The organism is Botrimarina sp. (assembly GCF_040219535.1).
Classification (GTDB): Bacteria; Planctomycetota; Planctomycetia; order Pirellulales; family Lacipirellulaceae; genus Botrimarina.
Window position 1 is genome coordinate 267,283 of the sequence record NZ_JAVJSH010000020.1, and the last position, 18,669, is coordinate 285,951.

The window sequence follows — 18,669 nt, forward strand, 5'->3', positions numbered from 1 at the left end:
CTTCGGGCCGAGCCTACAGCGTAGCCCGCCGAGCCCCGCCGATCAACGCCGCGGCACGGTTCACACGTACACCCGCCGGTGGTAGACCCACCACTCCAGCACCAGCACGCCCAGAGCCGCCAGCAGCAGCCACCGCCACAGCTCCTCCCGGGCCGGCGCGGCGCCGGCGGAGGAGGCCACCCGGATGTTGCCGATCTGGATGTCGGCCACTCGGGCGCGCTGGGCGTCCTCGGGGTCTTCTTCCGTGCGGAGGCGCACGTCGCTCTCGGCCGGGTCGAACAAGTTCACGGCGAACCGGCGCACCTCGCGGCCTTGCTCGATGACGCGGTACACGCCGGCCTCGCCGGCGCCCTGGTAAACGAAGGGCCGCTCGCCGCGGCGGCGGAGCCGCTCCTCGCGTCCGGAGGGGCTCACCACGACGATTTCTTCGGTGGCGGGCGAAGCGGGCCGCAGCTCGACCGCCTCGCCGGGCCGCAGCGACCGCGAGCCGACCGACTGCCGCGCGACGCAGTACTCCAGCACGTTGAGCCAGAAGGTGGGGAAGCTGTGGCGGTTAATCCAATCGGTGTTGCGCTGCAGCGCGCCGCCGACCTCGACCAGGATCGGGAAGCCCAGCACGGTGTCCTCGTAGCCGTCGCGCGCGGCGACCGCGGCGATCGGGCCCTCGGCCGCATCGATCAGGGTCGCGGCGTTCTGCGGCGGGTCGAGCCGCAGCGACTGGACGATGTCGAAGTTGCCCAGCTCGATGTTCGCCAGCAGCGGGTGCGAGCGGTTCCAATCGATCACGATCGGCACGTTGATCGTGTCGGACGCGTCGCTGGCGTCGGCCTCGGCGTCGGGCCCGCCGCGCCAGGCGTCGCCCGGCGGGAGCTGGCCCACGTAGACCGCGTGCGACCGCGGAGAGGACTCCGGCGCGCAGCGGTCGTAGATCACCAGGTCGTACACGGCGGCCGCCGCGGCCGCGCGGTACTCGTCGGAATCGAGGAACCCGGGCGGCTCGGTCTCGACCGCGCCGAGGCGCTCGATGCGGCTCGTGGCGAGCGCCTGCTCGATCGCCGGGTTGCCGGCGGTCACCAGCAGCACGCGGCTGTCGGACGGGTCGTTGATCGCGGCCCAGCCGACGTTGTCGACGGCCAGTCGGTCGCCCGCGGCCGACAGCGTGTCGGCGGTCAGCCGCGCCTCGAGCACGCCCTCGCCGGGGGCGGCGGCCGCGTCGCCGACGGGCAGGGTCACGCCCGCCGCTTCGCCGGCCGGCAGGGTCAACCGCTGCGCGTCGACGACCGCGCCGGCGCGGCGGAGCTCGACGACCGCGTCGATCGGCTCGGCGCCGTAGTTGGCCGCTTGCACGAACGCTTGGAGCCGGCCCGCGACCGACTCGCTGCGGCGGGTCTCTAGCGCGGTGATCGCCAGGTTGGCGGTCGAGGGAGAGCCGAGCGGCACGTAGACCGGTTCAAGGTTCCCGAGCGCGAAGTCTTCGACGTCGCTGAAGCGGCCGTCGCTGAGGATGAAGACCGTGGCCGGCTCGGGCGGGACGACCTCGACGTCTGGCGCCCCTTCGGCGACGCTCACCCTGGCCGGGTTGGCGAGCCCCTCGGCGAGCTCCAGCGCTCCGCCCAGGTCGGTGGGGCCGATCGTCGGCTCGATCGTGGAGAGCCGCTCGCGGAGCAACCGGGTGTTGTCGGTGAACTGCTGCACCACACGCGGCTGGCCCGCGTACGAGATGATCATCGCGGTCATCCCGCGCTCCATCTGGTCGATCAGGCCGGCGACCTTCTCTTTGGCGACGTCCAACCGGGGGCGGTCGCCGTCGGTCTTGTAGGGGTCGGCGTCGGCGTCGGTGGTCGACATGCTGGCCGAGTTGTCGACCAGGAAGATCAGCCTCGACCCGGTTAGGTCGGTCCCTTGCCAGCCGGGCCGCAGCAGCGCGAGGATCGCCAACGCGACCAGCAGCAACTGCAAGAACAACAGCAGGCTCTGCCGCAGACGCTGCCACAGGCTGTTGACCCGCAGGTCCTCGATCGACTTCTTCCACAAGTAAGTGCTGGGCACCTCGACCGGCGTGCGCTTCAGCTTCAAGAAGTACAGCGCAAAGATCGCCGGCGGCACGGCCGCGAGCAGCGCCCACTGGGCGGGGGAGAGCGTGTTGCGGAAGAGCTCAGACATCGCTCATTCGATAAAGGCTCGTCATCGCACCAGACCCCGTTTGCGTAGCCACGTGGTCATCAGCTCCTCGACGGGCCGCTCGGTGCTGGTGAGCAGGTAGTTCATTCCACGGCGGCTGCAGTACTCCGACGCGCCGGCGGTGAACGCGGCGAGCGTCTCTTTGTAGCGGTTGATGAGCGGCGCGCTGACGGTGATCTCGGCCTCGTCGGCGTCCTCGCAGTCGACCAGGCGCAGGTCGCCGACCACGTCGGGGTCGATCTCCGCGGGGCTGAGCACGTGCATGACGAACACGTCGACCCGCTGGGCCACCAGGTACCGCATGGCCGACTCGTAGCCGCGCTTGTCCATCAGGTCGCTGATCAGCACGACCACGCCCCGCCCCGGGTTCCGCAAGCAGAACTTCCGCACGCCCTCCTCGAGGCTGGCGGATTCGGCCGGCTCGATCCCTTCGAGGAACTCGAGCAGCCGCGGCACGCTCCGGCGGCCGCGTATCGCGGGGGACCGCTCGCCGCCGAGGGTCTCGACCCGCACGCGGTCCGCACGGATGAGGCCAATAAAGCCGAGCGCGGCGGCGAGCTGCTTCGCGTACTCGAGCTTGGTCGGCTCGCCGAAGGCCATCGAGGGGCTCGCGTCGATGAGCGTGTAGAAGTGGAGGTCCTCTTCTTCGAGGAACAGCTTGACGATCAGCTTGTCGAGCCGCGCGTAGAGGTTCCAGTCGAGCGACCGCAGGTCGTCGCCGGCCACGTAGTTGCGGTAGTCGGCGAACTCGACGCTCTGCCCCTTCTTCGCGCTGCGGCGTTCCCCCTTCATCCGCCCACGGAACACCTTGCGCGTGACCAACTCGAGGCGCTCGAGCTGGCGGGCGAGGTCCGGCGGGAGGAGGTGCTGGGCGGTGGGCACGGCTGGCGGGCTTTTGGGAGGGGAAGGGGGAATAGATGGGGATGGGGATTCATCGGTGCACTAGGCGACGACGCTAGTCGAGGCGGTTCTTCCAATATCCCGGACGCCGTTTCAGGTGCGCGACGGCGACAGCGAAGATGCGGTCGGGCAGGCGTAGATAGACAACGGCGTACGGGTAACGCGTCACTCTGAAGTAGCGAGTGCCGTGCAGGTACGTTGGCCATTGCTCAGGGAGCTGACAGACCTGTTTGGTGGCGATTTCAACCCCTTCAAGGAAGCGATCAGCCGCGGATCGTGAGCGTTTTGTGTACCACCGGTACGCCGCTTCGAACTCAACTTCGGCTTCCGGATGAAACTCGATCTTAAGCATCCCCGATCGCCCGCATACGCCTGAAGACATCCTCCGAGGGGACTCCTTTCACGTTGCCGGCTCGGATCTCCTCCACACGCCGAGCGATCTCCTCGTCCCAGGCGGGGTCGAGGGGCGGCTCGCCGCGCTCTTGGTCAACGCTGCCCATGAGCCTGGCAGCGAGTTCTTCGCGCTCCAACGCCGGGAGCTTCATCGCCGCATCGAATAGAGCGTCGGGGGTTGCGTCCATCGTCATCTCCCAAGAAATCGGGCCCGTTCGTATTTTAGCCAGCCACGTGGAGCGAGAGCTCCGTCGCCCTCACCTCTATTCATGCCCTTAGCTCCCCTCCGAAGCTTGGCCCGCCTGGTTGGTCACACCCCCGACTTACGTCGGGGGCTCGCCGGGATCGCTTACGCGGCTTTTTGGTCGTCGGCCTTCTCCGGGACCGCTTTGAGGATGTCGACCAGCACCGTGTCTGGGGCGATGTTCTCGGCTTCGGCTTCGAAGTTGAGGATCACTCGGTGGCGCATCGCGGGGAGGTACACGCGGCGGATGTCGTCGAAGCTGACGTTGTAGCGGCCGCCGAGCAGGGCCCGGACCTTGGCCGCCAGGGCGATCGTCTGCGCGCCGCGGGGGCTCGCGCCCCAGCGGAGGTGCTGGTTCGTGGCCGGGGCCGCGTACTCGCCCTCGGGGTGGGTGGCGAGCACCAAGCGGGCGATGTAGTCCTGCACGTGGGGAGCGAGGATCACCTCGCGCACGAGTTGCTGGTGCTCGCGGATCTCCGCGCCGTGCATGACCTTGGCCGGCGTGAACACGGCGCCGGTCGTGGTGCGGTGGAGGATCTCGTTGAGGTCCTTGCGGTTGGAGTAGCCGACGACCAGCTTGAAGAAGAACCGGTCGAGCTGGGCCTCCGGGAGCGGGTAGGTGCCCTCTTGCTCGATCGGGTTCTGGGTGGCCATCACGAAGAACGGCCGCTCCAGGTCGAACGTGGTTCCGGCCGCGGAGACGCGCTTCTCTTGCATCGCCTCGAGCAGCGCCGACTGGGTCTTCGGTGTGGCCCGGTTGATCTCGTCCGCCAGGCAGATCTGGGTGAAGATCGGCCCGCGTTGGAACTCGAACCGCCGCCGCCCCTCCGGGTCCTCGACGATCATGTTCGTGCCGAGGATGTCGGCCGGCATGAGGTCGGGCGTGAACTGGATGCGGTTGAAGTTGAGGTCGAGCGCCTCGCTGAGGGTCTTCACGAGCAGCGTCTTGCCGAGCCCCGGCACGCCCTCCAGCAGCGTGTGCCCGCCGGCGAACAGGCAGGTCAGCACGCCGTGCAGGATGTCGCCGTGGCCGACGATGACCTTGCCGAGCTCGTCGTAAACGGCCTTGTACCGCTGGGCGAACTTGGCCGCGCGTTCTTCGATGTTCTGTTCAAGGCTCATGGTTCAGATGATTGGCTTGCGGGGTCACTAAACGAACCACAAAGGCACAAAGAGCACGAAGGAATTCTCATCGAGCTTACTTTTCGTCCGTCGTCAGCTTCGTGTCCTTCGTGTCCTTCGTGCCTTTGTGGTTCCTACTGATCGTCGTTCTTCTTGTCGCCGAGGGCGTCGCGTTTGGCTTTTAGCAGGCGCGAGGTGTAGCCCTCTTCTTGGGGTTTCTCCTCCGAGGCGAGTTGCTCTTTGCCGCTCGGCGAGGGCTTCTTCTTGCCGCTCGCGGCCGGGCGACGCAGCTCGTCGAGCGGCGACGCGTCGCCCTGCGGGGGGCTCTCTTCGGGCGCCTCGAAGCGGGTCGCGCCGGCCGCGGTGGTGCTCTGGCGGACCTCGGCCTTGCGGCTGCGGAGGCGGGCCATTGTTTCGGGCCGGGTCTCGGGCGCGTCGGCGCCGGTGAGGCGGCGTTTCACGCGGCCCCAGAGCACGGCCAGCCAGCCGAAGCCCAGCTGCACGCGGCGGACGAACACGTCGGCCACGAAGACGACGCTGGCGATCAGCACCATCAGCGGCCAGATCGGCTGGCTGGCGATGGCCGGCGGCAGGTCGCGGCGGTACGGGTCGTACGCGTCGGACGCGGCGATCGAGCGGGCCGCGTCGGGGTCGACGAGCTCGGCGCCGGTGGCCTCGGCCACGTCGACGCCGGCGCCGCCCCCCTCGGCTTCGAGTTCGGCGATCGAGCTGAGCAGGGGCAGGTTGGTTTCGCGGTCGCGGAACTCGTCGCTGTAGCCGACGTTGACGCCGGTCCGCAGCACGCCCTGCCCCGCGCCGGGGCTGACGACGATCATGTAGCTGCCGGGGTCGTCGGCCTCGATCTCCGCCACGTAGCGTCCCGGGGCGACCTGGCGGAAGTCCAGGGCGGTCGACTGCAGGTCGGGGCGCACGGCGGCGCCGCCGATGGCGGGCAGGTCGAGGAACTCGTCGTTCTTGTCGAGCGCGTCGATGACGACCCGCGCCTTGCCGTCGACCACGTCGGTCGCGACGGTGAAGTTGCCGGTGTCGCCGGTGGGGCGCATCGACCAGCGGATCATCTGCGAGAAGAAGCGGTCGTAGTCGCTCCAGCCGGTCCAGGCCTCGCTCCAGCGCGCGCCGGCGTCGGTCGTGAAGGCGACCGCCTTGCCGAGGCCGTAGGTCCACGCGGCGAGGATGGTCGAGCTCTCCGGGTCGGGGGGCTCGGGGGAGCGGAGGACGACCTCGACCAGCGAGCTGTCTTTCACGGTGGTCATCACGAAGCCCGAGGTCGGCGGGAATTGGGGCCCCACGCCGCGTACGATCTCGTGGTTGATCATCTGGGCCGGCGCGAGCGGGGGCTCGAACTCCTTGACCAGCGGCCGGCTCACGCGGCGCGCCTCGCGCTGGTAGATCTTCGGCAACGCGTTGGGGTTGCGGACCACGTAGTACTTGCCGCCGGTCTGGTTGGCGATGTTCTGCATGGTGCGGTGGCCGGGCGGGCCGTGGGCGCCGACCGCCACGGTGGTGATCTTGACCTGCTGCTGCTTGAACGCGTTGATCGTGGCCGCGCTGGGCGGCGAGGGGTCGCCGTCGGAGATGATGATCATGTGCTTGATGGCGGGCGCGGGGTTCGTGAGGCCCGCGAACGCGGCGGCGGCCATCTTCATGCCCGGGTCGAAGTCGGGCATGTCCATCTCTTGCATCGTGTCGACGCGGGCCTTCATCGGCCCCCGCGCGGGGCCGACCGGGATCATGCCGCCGGCCGCCTGGCCCCACAGCCACTGCTCGCCGCCGATGCGGTAGGTGATCACGCCGGCGTAGTCGCGGGGCCCGAGGGTGTCGATCGCTTCGACGGCGATCCGCTTCATCCAGTAGTTGCCCTGGGGGATCTCGCTGGCGTGCATGACCATCGCGAGCGCGCCGACGGGCGTGACCTTGGCGGCCTTGATCTCGAAGTCGACGGGCATCGCCTTCTCGAGCTCGGTCCCGTTCCAGCCGCCGGCCCCGAAGGAGCGGTCGCCGCCGAGCATCGCCAGCCCGCAGCCGAGCTCCTCGGTGTTGCGGACGAGCATCTCGACCTGGGCGTCGGAGAAGCCGGACAGCGAATCGGTGGTGACCGTGCCGCCGCCGTCGGACCCGAAGCCGCTGGTGCGGGGTGTGTTGGCGAGCACGACCGAGTCGTAACGCTGGAGCTCGGCGAGCGACGCGAACAGCTGGTTGCTCGCGCGGACCGTCACGGCGAGGCCGTCGCTGCGGAGCGCGTCGACCACGCGGTCGTACTCGCCGGGGTGCTCCCAGTCCTCGATCAAGAGGACCTGGCCCTTGCCGCGCACGTGGGTGAACGCCGAGGCGACGTTGTTCTGGGCCGACGCGTCGTCTGTCGGGTCGGCCGGGATGAAGCGGGCCTCGTAAGTGTAGAAGTCGGCGCGGTCGAGCTTGTCGGTGAACGTGCGCACGTTGGGGCCGGGCTTGAGCGTGACCGATTGCTCGGAGATGACCCGCTCGACGTCGCCGGTCTTGCGCACGATGCGGAGCGTGCCCTCGGTCCCGGTGTCGGACTCGGTCTCGTGGTCGATGACGATGCGGACCTCGAACGGCTGGTCGAGCCGCACGTCGGACGGCAGGGCGACCTTGTCGACGGCGGTCTCGCTGCGCGCGGCCAGCGGCAGCGGAAGCACGTCGACGCTCACGCCGGCGGCGGCCATCGCGCGGGCCTGGCGGAGCGCGTCGCCGGAGGTCTCGTTGCCGTCGGTCACGAGGACCACGCGCCGCGCGGAGTCGGGCGGGAAAAGGGCCATCGCGCGGCTCATGGCCGCTTCGAGGTTCGTGGCTTGGCGGTCGACGAGCGACTCGATGCGCGTCATCTCGTAGTTGAAGTCGACCGGCGGCAGCTCGACCTCGGCGTCGCCGCCGAACACGATCACGCCCGCGCGGTCCCCCTTGTCGTCGCGGCGGTGCTCGCGGATCAGGTCGTTGACGAGCGAGACCATCGCCTCGCGCTGGGCCTCGGGGACGCTGAGCGACTGGTCGAGCAGGTAGAGGACGGTGAGCCGGTCGGTCTCCTTCCGGTAGTGCGCGTCGGCGAGCGCGAACACGATCAGCGTGTAAACGACCGACCGCAGCACCAGCGCCATCACCCGCCGGTACCGGCCCAGCCCCGACAGGCCCCGGTAGCTGAGCGCCCATAGCAGCGGCAGGCCCATCAAGAGGGCGAGCCACCACGGGCTGTCGAAGGCGAGCGAGTGGGAGAACAACGGGCCGGACGGGGGACGGGGACGTATGGCGAGCCCGCGGTGTCAGCCGCGGGTGGTGGCGCCGGTAACCTCTCTCAGCTAACTGACCTCCACTCTCTGCACGCGGTGGTTGCGGGTGTCCAGCACGTGGAGCCGCCCTTCGGAGTCGAGCACCAACGCCCACGGGTCCCAGAGCTGGCCGTCGCCGGAGCCTTGCGACCCCCACACGCCGAGCGGCTGGCCGTCGGGGGTGAACTTCTGCACGCGGTGGTTGCCGAACTCGGCGATGTAGAGGTCGCCCTCGTGGTCGCGGACGATGTCGTAGGGGTAGTACAGCTCGCCGGGGCCCGACCCCTCGGTTCCCCACGCGAAGAGCAGCTCGCCGCTGGAGTCGAACACCTTGACGCGGTGGTTGCACGCGTCGCACACCCACACGCGGTCGTCGGGATCGATCATCAGGTTGTTCGGCCGCTTGAACTGCAGCTCGCCCGAACCGTGCGAGCCCCACTGGAGCAGGTACTCTCGCTCGGGAGAGAACTTCTGGATGCGGTCGTTGTCGCCGTACTCCGACACGTAGTAACAGCCGGAAGAGTCGCGCGCCACGTCGGTGACGAACCCGAACTCCCCCTCGCCCCGGCCGTTCACGCCGCCGATCGTGTGCTCGGGCTTGAGCCGCCCGTCGGGCGTGTAGGCGAGCACCCGGTAGTAGTGCGTGTCGGCGACCAGCAACTCGTTGTCGACCGGGTCGAACGTGAGGCCGGTCGGCCGGCCGTTGTGGCTCTCGGGCGTCTGCCAGCCGTGGAGGAACTCGCCGTCGGCCTCGTAGGCAAGGATCCGTGCGGTGAAGTCGACCAGGTAGAGCCGGTCGCTGGGGTCGATCGCCATCGCCCTGGGCTTGTGCATCCGGCCGCCGACGATGCCGTGCGTGCCCCAGACCGCCTCGAGCCGGCCGAACGACGACAGCGACGCGTCGGCCCCCGAGTCGCACCCGAAACAGCTCAACACCACCGCCGAGGCGGCCCCCGCGACGAAGCTCCGGCGATCGAAAAGCGGGTCGGGGGCGGCGCTTGGGCGGTTGGGCATGCGTCGCGGAGAGCGGGGCCAACTTCCGGCGCGGCGGGCGAAGCGGGCCCCCGCGGGTGTTCCGTGTGCTCGCATCGTCCCACCTAACGACAGCCGAGGCAAGCAGCGGCGCGGGGCCGCCGCGCACGGGCCGCGCCGCGGAGCAGAGCCAGGGGGGGCGTCGCTGTGCGGCTGCGGATTGTTTCGCGGTGCGCGGGTCACGGTCGAGCGCTGTCGGTTGACCCCTGATTTTTGAAGCAAGTAGACTGCTGGCTTCGGTTTGCGTCGCCCCCCGCGTCTCCCAGCCCCCCGCGCCATGCCCGCCACTGTGATCGATGTCGCGAGGGCGGACGACGTGCGCGACGTGGTGCACCGAGCGGTTCAGGCGCTGGCCGAGGGGAAGCTGGTAGGCCTGCCGACCGAGACCGTCTACGGCGCGGCGGCGAGCGCAACGCATCCGGACGCGGTCTCCCGCCTGGCCGAGGCGAAGGGGCGCGGCGACCGGACGCCGTTCGCGTTGGCGGTGAAGAGCGCCGACGACGCCGAAGACTACGCGCCGGGCTGGAACCCGATGGCGCGTCGGCTGGCGCGGCGGTGCTGGCCGGGGCCGGTCACGCTGGTGGTCGACGCGAACCGCGACGAGGGCCTGGTGGGGCGGCTCCCCGAGTCGACGCTCCGCCGCGTCTGCCCGGAGGGGACGATCGGCCTCCGCTCGCCCGCCAACGAGCTGGTGCAGGCGATCCTGAGGATGCTCGCCGGGCCGGTCGTGTTGACCAGCGCGAACCGGGCCGGGCGGCCCGACGCGACGACCGCGGCGCAGTGCGTCGAGGCGCTGGGCGACTCGCTCGACCTGGTGCTCGACGACGGCCCCTCGCGGTACGGCCAGCCGTCGTCGGTCGTGCGGGTGACCTCCGAAGGCCTCGAAGTGCTGCGCGAGGGGGTCGTCGGCAGGCCAACACTCGAGCGGCTGAGCCGGTATATCGTGGTGTTCATCTGCACGGGCAACACGTGCCGCAGCCCGATGGCGGAGGTGCTGATGCGGCGCCGGTTGGCCCAGCGGTTGCGGGTGGCCGACGACGAGCTGGAGGCCCGCGGCGTGATGGTCGCGTCGGCGGGGATCGCCGCCGGCCCGGGGAGCCCGGCGAGCCCCGAGGCGGTAGAATTGATGAAGGAGCAGGGGCTCTCGCTGGCGGCCCACGCGTCGCAGCAGCTGAGCGAGCACCTGGTCCGCCACGCGGACCTGCTCGTGGCGATGACGCCGTCCCACGTGGAGTCGGTCGTGAGCCTCTGGCCGGAGGCTGCCGGTCGTGTCAAGCTACTAGACCCCTCAGGCGGGCCGATCGCTGATCCGATCGGGGGCCCGATCGACGTGTACCGCCGGTGCGCGGAGCAGATCGACGCGTTGGTCGAACGCCTCGCGGGACGCGTCGTCGCGGAACTCGGCGCCAATTGATCCTGCCCGCCCACCCCAGCCGCCGGCGCCCCGCGGCGGGACTCCTCACGCCTATCACCCGAACGATCCGATGCGAATCGCCGTCGCCAGCGACCACCGTGGCGTAGAACTCCGACGCACCGTGATCGCCAAGCTCGAGAGCCTGGGGCACGAGGTCATCGACAACGGCGCCGACGGCGCCGACAGCGTCGACTACCCCGACTTCGCTTCGGTGGTGGCGGGCAAGGTTAGCTGCGGCGACGTCGATCGCGGCGTGCTGATCTGCGGCACCGGCATCGGCATGGCGATCGCCGCCAACAAGTTCTCCGGCGTGCGCGCCGCGCCGTGCAACGACGAGGTCACCGCCGAGATCAGCCGCCGGCACAACGACCTCAACGTGCTGTGCCTTTCGGCCGACCTGCTCAGCGCCCGGGTCGCGGAGCGGATGCTCGAGGTCTGGTCGCAGACCGAGTTCGAGGGGGGCCGGCACGCTCGGCGGATCGACAAGATCACGTCGCTCGAGAACACGAACTGCGGCGGGAGCGAGCCCGCCCACTGAGCGGGCCACACACCGATGGCGCGAGGGGAACGATCGCTCCGCGACGACGCGCTGTGCATCTGGCGCGCGGGGGTCGCCGCGGTCGCCCCCGAGCGGCTGCTCGCCGAGGCGATCCGGGTCGACGCTCCGCGCAGCCTCGCGATCCAGACCACCCGCGGCGACTCGGTCGAGATCGACCTCACCCGGCTCGGCAGGCTGCTGGTGGTCGGTGGTGGCAAGGCCGGCGCGGGCATGGCGCGGGGCATCGAAGCGGCCTTCGCGCCGCTGGGCCTCGGCGCCGAGCGGCTGACCGGCCTGCTGAGCGTGCCGGCCGACTGTGTCGACGCGTCGACCGAGCGTATCGAGCTCGTCGCGGGGCGCCCGCCCGGCGTGAACGAGCCCCGTCCCGAGGGAGCTCGGGCGGCCCAGCGGATGCTCGAGCTAGCAGCCGCGGCCGGTCCGGACGACGTCGTCGTGTGCCTGCTTTCGGGTGGTGGGTCGGCGCTGTTGCCCGCGCCGAGCGAGGGGGTCACGCTTGCCGACAAGGTCGCGGTCGCCAAGCGGCTCGCGGCCGCGGGCGCCGACATCGGCCAACTCAACACGGTCCGCCAACACCTCAGCCGTTTCAAAGGGGGCGGGCTGCTGAGGGCGTGCAACGCCGGGCGGCTGGTGACGCTCGTCCTCTCCGACGTGCTCGGCGATCCGCTGGACCTGATCGCCAGCGGACCGACGGTGGCGCCGCGCACCACGCCGCGGGACGCGCTGGAGGTGCTCGACGGTCTGGGGCTCACCAGCGAGTCGGACCTCGCGGCGGTCGTCGCCGCGCTGCGGTCCGCCGAACGGCCCGGCGCACGGTCGCGCGTCGCGGTGCGGACCCGCTCCGACACGCTGGTGCTGGCGAACAACGCCACGGCGGTCGACGCGGCGGGCGTCGAGGCCGAGCGGCTCGGCTACTCCCACGCGATGCACTGCGCCGGTGCGTCCGAGGGCGCCGCCGAAGAGGTCGGCCGATCGTTGGCCGCGATGGCGCTGCGCATGCGCGAGGCGAACAGGCAAGCGGAGCCCGATTGCTTGATCACCGGCGGCGAACCGACCGTCGAGCTCGCCCCGCCCGAGGTCCGCGGTCGCGGGGGGCGCAACCAGCAACTGGCGCTGGCCGCGCTAGAGGAGCTGGGTGGCTGCGAATCCATCGCGCTGGTCTCGGGGGGCACCGACGGCGAGGACGGGCCGACCGACGCGGCCGGCGCGGTGGTCGACGCGGAGGTGGCCCGCCGGCTCGCCGGCGCCGACCTGAGCGACGCGCTCCGCCGCAACGACGCGTACCCACTCTTCGATTCGGCCGACGCTTTGCTCCGCACCGGCCCCACGCACACGAATGTCTGCGACCTCCGCGTGGTCACGGTCGATCGCGGAATGCCGCGAACAACCGCGTAAACGCGCGTTGCGGCACGACCGTTGCAAAGAGGGTTCTTGGGCGCCCAAGCGGCGGCCCCAACACTTTTCTGCACCCTACTTCGAGTCAGGCGAACAGAGACCGTGAAAACCCTCACCTGCAAAGGATGTGGGGGCGAGGTAGCTCCCACCTTCTACAAGACGCACGTCGACCAAATCGACGGCCGCACCCGCGAGATGGTCTACTACGAGTGCCCCCTGTGCGGACCCGGGCGCCAGAACGGCCCGGAAGACGCCGGCATGCCACGGGCCTTCCCCGCGCCGGCGACGATCGCCCCCTAGGGCCTCGCCCGGTGGCCGCGCGCCGGAACGCCCGGCGCGCGACGGGACAAGCAACAAAAAGAAGAGGGCGTGGGGGCCATCCCCACGCCCTCTTTGTTTCTGCGTGAGCTCGTCCGGGAGATCGCTCCGCGGGCGGCCAGCGGCCGGGGGTCAGTCCCACCACCAGCGGTCGGCCTCGGCCCCGGCGATGATCGCGTCGCGCTGGGCGGTGAGCTTGCCGTCTTCGTCGGTCGCGACGTTCTCGGTAGCGAGCGCCTCGGTCGGGCGGATCTGCACGCCGCCGCCGATGGGGGTCATCAGCGTGGAGCCCTTCCAGATGCTGTTGACCGCCGACGCGACGCTCTGCGGCGCGTTGTAGGTGCTCACCGGGTACCGGGCCTCGTCGCCGAAGACCGGAATCGACCACTCGGTCTGGTCGTAGAAGCCGCGGTCCCGCATGTACGCGGCCGCGACGAGCAGGTCGATGCAGTTGCGGAGCTGCGCGTAGACGGGGTTCACGCTGGCGAGGGTCGGGAACTCCTTGGTGAAGTTCTCGGTGAAGCCGCGGCTGGCGCGGTTGGTGCGGCCGAGTTGGGCGCGTGTGCCGTCGGACGACACGACCTCGTCCTCGCCGACCAGCTTGACCCCCTCGCCGACGAGCTCCATCGCCAAGCCGTCTTCGCTGGCCTTGATGCGCTCGTAGTCGGGCACGAAGTACCACCGCTGCAGCGCGTTGCGGCTGACAGCGGCCGGGTTGGTCCGCGCCACGTAGCTCTTGATCGGCGCGATCGGGTTCTCGAGGCCGATGCCGATGAGCTTCATGCGGTAGTCGGCTTCGACCAGCACCTGCGCGAAGTGGGTGTCGGCCGGCACGCCGCCGATGGTGATGACTTGCAGGCCGAGGCTCTCGCGCAGCTTGTTGACGATGAACTGCGTGTCGGCCTTGGTCGCCGCGCGGCCGAACCGCGTCAGGAACTGCTGCATCCGCGCCAGGCCCTCTTGGGTCGGGTCGATCGAGCAGTAGACCAGCGGCGCCGCGTCGGGGTCGCTCTCCGGGGCGAAGGCCCGCATCGCGACGATCAGGTCTTGCAGCTCGACAACCGGCGAAGCGGTCTGGATCCCCAGCGTGCGGCCCGACGGGTGCACGGCCCACGGCTCGGCCGGGCCGGCGATAACGATCTCTTTGGTTTCCGGGTAGCAGAACACGTAGTCGATCCGCGTCAGCCCGGCCAGGTTTTGCATCACGTCGGTCGGCTGCTCGCCGGCCGCCAGGCGCTCGCGCACGGCGTCCTCGAGCCGCGTCAGCGAGACCTTCCGGAGTTCGCTGGGCTTAGTGAGGTCGCCCTCGAGGCGATTGAGCGACTCGCGTACGCGTTGCTGGGCGAGCTGCCCGGTGGGGTCGGCGACCGTGGTGCTACGCATTACGCCGTCGGCGTCGACCACCACGCCCGACCCGACGCCACCGCCGCCACCGCCGCCGAGGCCCCCGCCACCGCCGCCGAGGCCGCCACCGCCACCGCCCAGGCCGCCGCCGCCGCCCAGGCCGCCGCCGCCGCCGCCCAGGCCGCCGCCGCCGCCCAGGCCGCCGCCGCCACCGCCCAGGCCACCACCGCCGCCGCCCAGACCGCCACCGCCGCCGCCCAGACCGCCACCGCCGCCGCCGAACTGCGCGGCGGCGGGAAGCGCTAACGTGGCGGCGATCGACAGAGCTAAGAGCCCACGGATCGCGGTGCGGGACCAGGCCAAAGTACGTCGCATAGTGCGTCCTCAAACGCCGTAAGACCGCGTCGCCGTTGCTCTTGGCAGGCGACGCAACAAACGCGGTGTTGTTTTTGGGGGGGGAGGGCGGAGGGGCTCCGTCCGCCGGGGCTCCGTCCGCCGGGCCGCGGCGCACGTGCGTCCGCGGGCCGGATTGGGCGGCCGAGACCTCGCCTTGCAGCCTAATCGGGCAATCTGGGCAAGGCAAGAAACCGCACCGGGTTGCGGCGATTGCGGCTCGCTCGCGCGGCGGTTCTTTGGCGTATTCGCTCCGACCGGCGCAACCCGCAGCCGAGCGTGGTGAAAAGTCAACGCATCCGTTGCTGTTTCGCAGCACGCCGCGGGGGGCGGGGTACGTTTTCCCGGTTTTTCCGCCCGAGGGGCTGCGCGCGCCGTTGCGCCGCCCCGCGGGCCGCCACTGCGGGGTACCCGACCGAACGTGAGCCATCCCGGCCGAAACGCCGACCGACTCGTGCGCCTCGCCGTTGCGGCGGCGGTGCTCGTGAGCGGCTGCGCCGGGCTGCCGAGGATCGACCCGTCGGGCCGGCGGATCTTGGTTTGGCCCGAGCCGGCGGCGCCCGCGGCCGCTCCGGCGGGCCTGCCGTCGCTCGGCAACGTCGACGCGCCGCCCGTTTTCTCGGGCCAGACGGTCAGCCCCCTGCCCCCCGCGACGGCCCCGCCCGTGGGGTCGGTCGCCGGCGTGCCGACGTTCGTGCAGCCCTCTCCGCAGCAGGCGGTCGCGGCGAAGCCGGCCGAAGAGACCCTCTCGATCACGCCCGAGCGTGTCCTCGCGCCGATCGGCAGCGAGGTCGTGCTCAAGGCGGGCGTGTGCAACCGCGACGGCTTCCTGCGCACCAACCGCCGGGTCGAGTGGATGCTCGGCCAAGAGGGCGCCGGCCAGTTCGTGCGTGTGGGTGAGCAGGGCGAGCTGGACATCCTCCGCCTGCCGTGGCAGCGGCCCGACAAGCGCGACAACGCGTACGCGGTCGGCTACACGGCGCCGTTCGACGTGTGCCTGCGCCGCGGCACGCCCGACCCCACCGACGACGTGCAGGTCGAACGCGGCGAGGCCTGGATCACCGTGACCAGCGCCAGCGAAGGGGTCAGCTACGTGACCGCCGCCGCGCCGGAGACCGACAACTGGGACGCCCGCCGCGCGACCGCGACGGTCTACTGGGTCGACGCGCAGTGGCGGTTCCCGCCCCCTCAGGCGCTGCAGCCCGGCCAGGCCGCGACCCTAACGACCTTCGTGACGCGTCAGAGCGACAACGCCCCGATCGCTGGCTGGCTCGTTCGCTACGAGGTCGCCGGCGGCGACGCCACGGCCCAGCTCGGCTACGGCGGCGGCCAGTCCGCGAGCGTGCCGACCGACGCGTCGGGCCGAGCGACCATCCAGGTCACGCCGACCGACGACCGCCCCGGCACGGCCCAGGTGCGTGTGACCGTCGTGCGACCGGCACAGTCGGCGCCGATGCCGAGCCCCGAGTTGGTGGTCGGTGCGGGCGAAGCGATCGTGACTTGGTCGCCGGCGGCTGTTATTGGACCGATCGACACGCCGACCACTCCCGCCCAACCGTCGGCGCCCGCGCCACAGCCCCCCGCGCCGTTCGAGCCGCCGCCGAGCCAGCCGGCGGACCCGATTTTGCCGCCGGTGGCCGGGGCCGGTCCGCGGCTCGAGGTGAGCGTTAGCCGCGAGTCCACCGGCCGGGTCGCGCCGAACGACTCAGTCCCGGTGCTGATCACGCTTCGCAACACCGGCGATGCGCCGGCCGAGGACATCGGCCTGGTGATCGACTACGACCGCGGCTTGCTGAACGCGAACGACACGATGGGCCGCTACCGCTTGGAGCGCGACGACCTCCGTGACCTGGGGCCGGGCGAGTCGATCGCGGTCGACGCGGTCTTCGAAGCGGTCACGCCCGGCCGGCAGTGCCTGAGCGTCACCGCGACGGCGGCCACCGGCGCCGAGGCGTTCGAGCGCCTGTGCGTCGAAGTCGCCCCGCCGGCCCCCGCGCCGGCGCCGGAGCTGCGGATCGAAGCCGACCTCGACGCCGTGCGCGACGTGGGCCAAACGCTCACCTACCTGGCGACGGTCTACAACGACGCGGCGGTCGCGGCCGAGAACGTGCGCGTCGAGATCCTCAACAGCCCCGAGCTCACCCCCGAGCAGGCGACCGACGGCTGGGCGGAACTGCCCAACGGGCTGGTGTGGCAGGGGGAACGGATCGAGGCCGGCGGCCGGCTGAGCTTCACGGTCGAGTATCTTTGCGAGTCGGCGACCCGCGACGCGGTCATCACCACCTACGCGCTGATCGACGAGCAAGAGAAGGCCCAGCGCACCGTCGGCGTCGAAATCCGACCCGCCCCCGATGCCCCGCCGCCCGCCGCGCCGCAGGCGTCGCTCGAGGGGTCGCTCAGCTCGCTGGCGAACCCCGCGCAGGTGGGCCGCTCGTCGACGCTCGACGCGACCATCACCAACACGACCGACGAGCCGATCGAGAACGTGCAGTTCCGCGTGCTGTTCCCGCCGCAGATCGAACCGCAACTGACCCAGGCCGGTTCGCCGCTAGGGTTCCAGCGGAACCAGAACGCCATCGAATTCTCGCCGATCGAGGTGCTCGGCGCGGGGCAGAGCTACCGGGTGGCGATCCCCTACACGCCGACCGATCAGGGACAGGTCCTGATCCAGCTCGAGATGCGCACCGGCGCGACCGGCGAGGTGAACCGCGCGGAAACGACCGTTACGATCCGGGGGAGGTAACAGGGGTGGCTGTTGGCTGTTGGCTGTCGGCTATCGGCTGTCAGCTAGGCAGACGACGGCGTCGCCGTCGCTCTTTGGGCCGATAGCCGATAGCCGATAGCCGATAGTTGATAGCTGATAGCTGATAGCCAACAACCCCCATGCTCCGCTACGCCCTTCTCTGGCACGAGTGCCCGCCTGGTTACCGCGACGGGCCGCACTACGACCTGCTCGTCGAGCGGCCGGGCGCCGACGGCGAGCACCGGCTCGCCGCGTGGTCGCTCCTCGAACTGCCGCAGCCTTGGGCGATAGCACTGGGGCGTGCGCCGGCCGGCGCACGCGAAGTCGCCGCGACCGCGCTCGCCGATCACCGGGCCGCGTACCTCGACTACGAGGGGCCCGTGTCGGGCGGGCGAGGCACGGTCGAGCGCGTCGCGGGCGGCCGCGTTGAGTGGCTGCACGAGGGCGAAGCCCAAGTACGCCTGCGTCTGAGCGAGCCGAGCCGGATCGCCGGCGAAGCGGTGCTCTCTGCCGGCGTGGGCGACCGATGGCGGCTGACGGTATCGGTGGACAGCATCGGTTGACAGCTTCGGTTTAGAGCGGCCGTGGCTGGGCATAAAACCCACGGTTTCGCCACGGGAATGCTTGCGTTGGGCCGACAGCCCCGTATAACTGCTCGTGCTTGGCGAGTTGTGGGCTCCAAACCCACGGCGCCAGGCTAGCCAACGGCCAGGGCGGGCCGATTCCCACCCACCGGCCCTGCCCCGTTGCCTGTTGTGCTGACCGGAGAAGCGATACGCACGCTCGACCAGCGGCTGCGCCTGTCGCTCCCCGCTGAGATGGCCGGCGCCCTCGGGGCGGAGGCCCTCATCGCGAAGGAGCGGCCGGGGTGCGTGAGCCTCTGGCCGCGCGCAGGCTGGGAGCAGAAGCAGCAGCAAACGGCCGAGATCATCCGCCAGAAGCTCGCCAGCGGACGCCTCGACGCCCGCCTCGGCGATGTGCAGCGGCTCGGCCGGTTGCTCTCTACACGAGAACGAACGATCCCTATCGCCGGCCGCGGCCGGTTGGTCATCCCGGAGGGCTTCCGAGACTTCCTCGGCGTCGACGCCGGAGGCGAGGTCGTGGTGGTCGGCGCGGCGGTCTGTGTCGAACTCTGGCGCCCCTCGGTGTGGGCCGAAGTGATCGGCCAAGAGATGCCCGCCTTCCGCGACCTCTTGGAAGACCTCGCCCGCTAGAGAGGGCCACAACCAAGATTCGGAGGAGCGAGGCCCGGCAGCGAACGGACAGGCCTAGGCGGCGCAAGACTCCCCCGTCCCCCGTCCCCCGTCCCTAACCCCTCGCCCCTCCCCCAAT

The 18,669-nt window shown here is 70.7% G+C and carries 15 protein-coding genes; 7 read left to right on the forward strand and 8 right to left on the reverse strand.

The genetic code is table 11. The features are described from left to right. Nucleotides 1–60: 60 nt before the first annotated feature. From RIC11_RS11365 to RIC11_RS11395, 7 genes are all read right to left on the reverse strand, one after another. Entirely contained in the window at nucleotides 61–2,163 is a 2,103-nt protein-coding gene (locus RIC11_RS11365; RefSeq protein WP_350211301.1) for a VWA domain-containing protein, read from the reverse strand. 21 nt (nucleotides 2,164–2,184) lie between these two features. Continuing rightward, nucleotides 2,185–3,063 (reverse strand): DUF58 domain-containing protein, encoded by an 879-nt coding sequence (locus RIC11_RS11370; RefSeq protein ID WP_350211304.1) that lies wholly within the window; start codon nucleotides 3,061–3,063, stop codon nucleotides 2,185–2,187. A 73-nt stretch (nucleotides 3,064–3,136) separates the two neighbouring features. Next, nucleotides 3,137–3,433, reverse strand: coding sequence for a type II toxin-antitoxin system RelE/ParE family toxin (locus RIC11_RS11375; RefSeq protein ID WP_350211306.1), 297 nt, complete (start codon nucleotides 3,431–3,433; stop codon nucleotides 3,137–3,139). Further along, on the reverse strand, nucleotides 3,426–3,662 hold the full coding sequence (locus RIC11_RS11380; RefSeq protein ID WP_350211308.1) for an addiction module protein: 237 nt from the start codon (nucleotides 3,660–3,662) through the stop codon (nucleotides 3,426–3,428). Before RIC11_RS11380 ends, RIC11_RS11375 begins: the two co-directional genes overlap by 8 nt. A 161-nt stretch (nucleotides 3,663–3,823) precedes the next feature. Next, nucleotides 3,824–4,840: an AAA family ATPase gene (locus RIC11_RS11385; protein ID WP_350211309.1), complete on the reverse strand. Its 1,017-nt coding sequence runs from the start codon at nucleotides 4,838–4,840 to the stop codon at nucleotides 3,824–3,826. Between the two features lie 134 nt (nucleotides 4,841–4,974). After that, nucleotides 4,975–8,094, reverse strand: coding sequence for a VWA domain-containing protein (locus RIC11_RS11390; RefSeq protein ID WP_350211311.1), 3,120 nt, complete (start codon nucleotides 8,092–8,094; stop codon nucleotides 4,975–4,977). Between the two features lie 78 nt (nucleotides 8,095–8,172). Then, nucleotides 8,173–9,156, reverse strand: coding sequence for an NHL repeat-containing protein (locus tag RIC11_RS11395; RefSeq protein ID WP_350211313.1), 984 nt, complete (start codon nucleotides 9,154–9,156; stop codon nucleotides 8,173–8,175). A 295-nt stretch (nucleotides 9,157–9,451) separates the two neighbouring features. On the opposite strand from RIC11_RS11395, the gene RIC11_RS11400 reads away from it, so the two are divergent. From RIC11_RS11400 to RIC11_RS11415, 4 genes are all read left to right on the forward strand, one after another. Further along, nucleotides 9,452–10,588, forward strand: a complete 1,137-nt coding sequence (locus RIC11_RS11400) for an L-threonylcarbamoyladenylate synthase (RefSeq protein WP_350211315.1) — start codon at nucleotides 9,452–9,454, stop codon at nucleotides 10,586–10,588. 70 nt (nucleotides 10,589–10,658) lie between these two features. Then, nucleotides 10,659–11,126: a ribose 5-phosphate isomerase B gene (gene rpiB, locus RIC11_RS11405; protein WP_350211317.1), complete on the forward strand. Its 468-nt coding sequence runs from the start codon at nucleotides 10,659–10,661 to the stop codon at nucleotides 11,124–11,126. A 15-nt stretch (nucleotides 11,127–11,141) separates the two neighbouring features. Beyond that, complete coding sequence (locus RIC11_RS11410; RefSeq protein ID WP_350211319.1) at nucleotides 11,142–12,539, forward strand: glycerate kinase type-2 family protein; 1,398 nt, start codon at nucleotides 11,142–11,144, stop codon at nucleotides 12,537–12,539. 102 nt (nucleotides 12,540–12,641) lie between these two features. Next, nucleotides 12,642–12,839: a hypothetical protein gene (locus tag RIC11_RS11415; protein WP_350211321.1), complete on the forward strand. Its 198-nt coding sequence runs from the start codon at nucleotides 12,642–12,644 to the stop codon at nucleotides 12,837–12,839. 150 nt (nucleotides 12,840–12,989) lie between these two features. On the opposite strand, the gene RIC11_RS11420 is transcribed toward RIC11_RS11415, so the two are convergent. Further along, nucleotides 12,990–14,576, reverse strand: a complete 1,587-nt coding sequence (locus RIC11_RS11420) for a DUF1598 domain-containing protein (protein ID WP_350211323.1) — start codon at nucleotides 14,574–14,576, stop codon at nucleotides 12,990–12,992. Nucleotides 14,577–15,048: 472 nt separating this feature from the next. Between RIC11_RS11420 and RIC11_RS11425 the strand changes: the two genes are divergently transcribed. The 3 genes from RIC11_RS11425 (at nucleotide 15,049) to RIC11_RS11435 (ending at nucleotide 18,551) form a co-directional block, all read left to right on the forward strand. Beyond that, nucleotides 15,049–17,337 carry a hypothetical protein gene (locus RIC11_RS11425; RefSeq protein WP_350211325.1) on the forward strand — a complete coding sequence of 763 codons (2,289 nt, stop codon included), beginning with the start codon at nucleotides 15,049–15,051 and terminating at the stop codon, nucleotides 17,335–17,337. 140 nt (nucleotides 17,338–17,477) lie between these two features. Further along, the gene (locus RIC11_RS11430) at nucleotides 17,478–17,900 is read left to right on the forward strand and encodes a hypothetical protein (protein ID WP_350211327.1); all 423 of its coding nucleotides are present in this window, start codon (nucleotides 17,478–17,480) and stop codon (nucleotides 17,898–17,900) included. Between the two features lie 192 nt (nucleotides 17,901–18,092). Continuing rightward, nucleotides 18,093–18,551 carry an MraZ-related protein gene (locus tag RIC11_RS11435; RefSeq protein WP_350212040.1) on the forward strand — a complete coding sequence of 153 codons (459 nt, stop codon included), beginning with the start codon at nucleotides 18,093–18,095 and terminating at the stop codon, nucleotides 18,549–18,551. Nucleotides 18,552–18,669 lie beyond the last annotated feature (118 nt).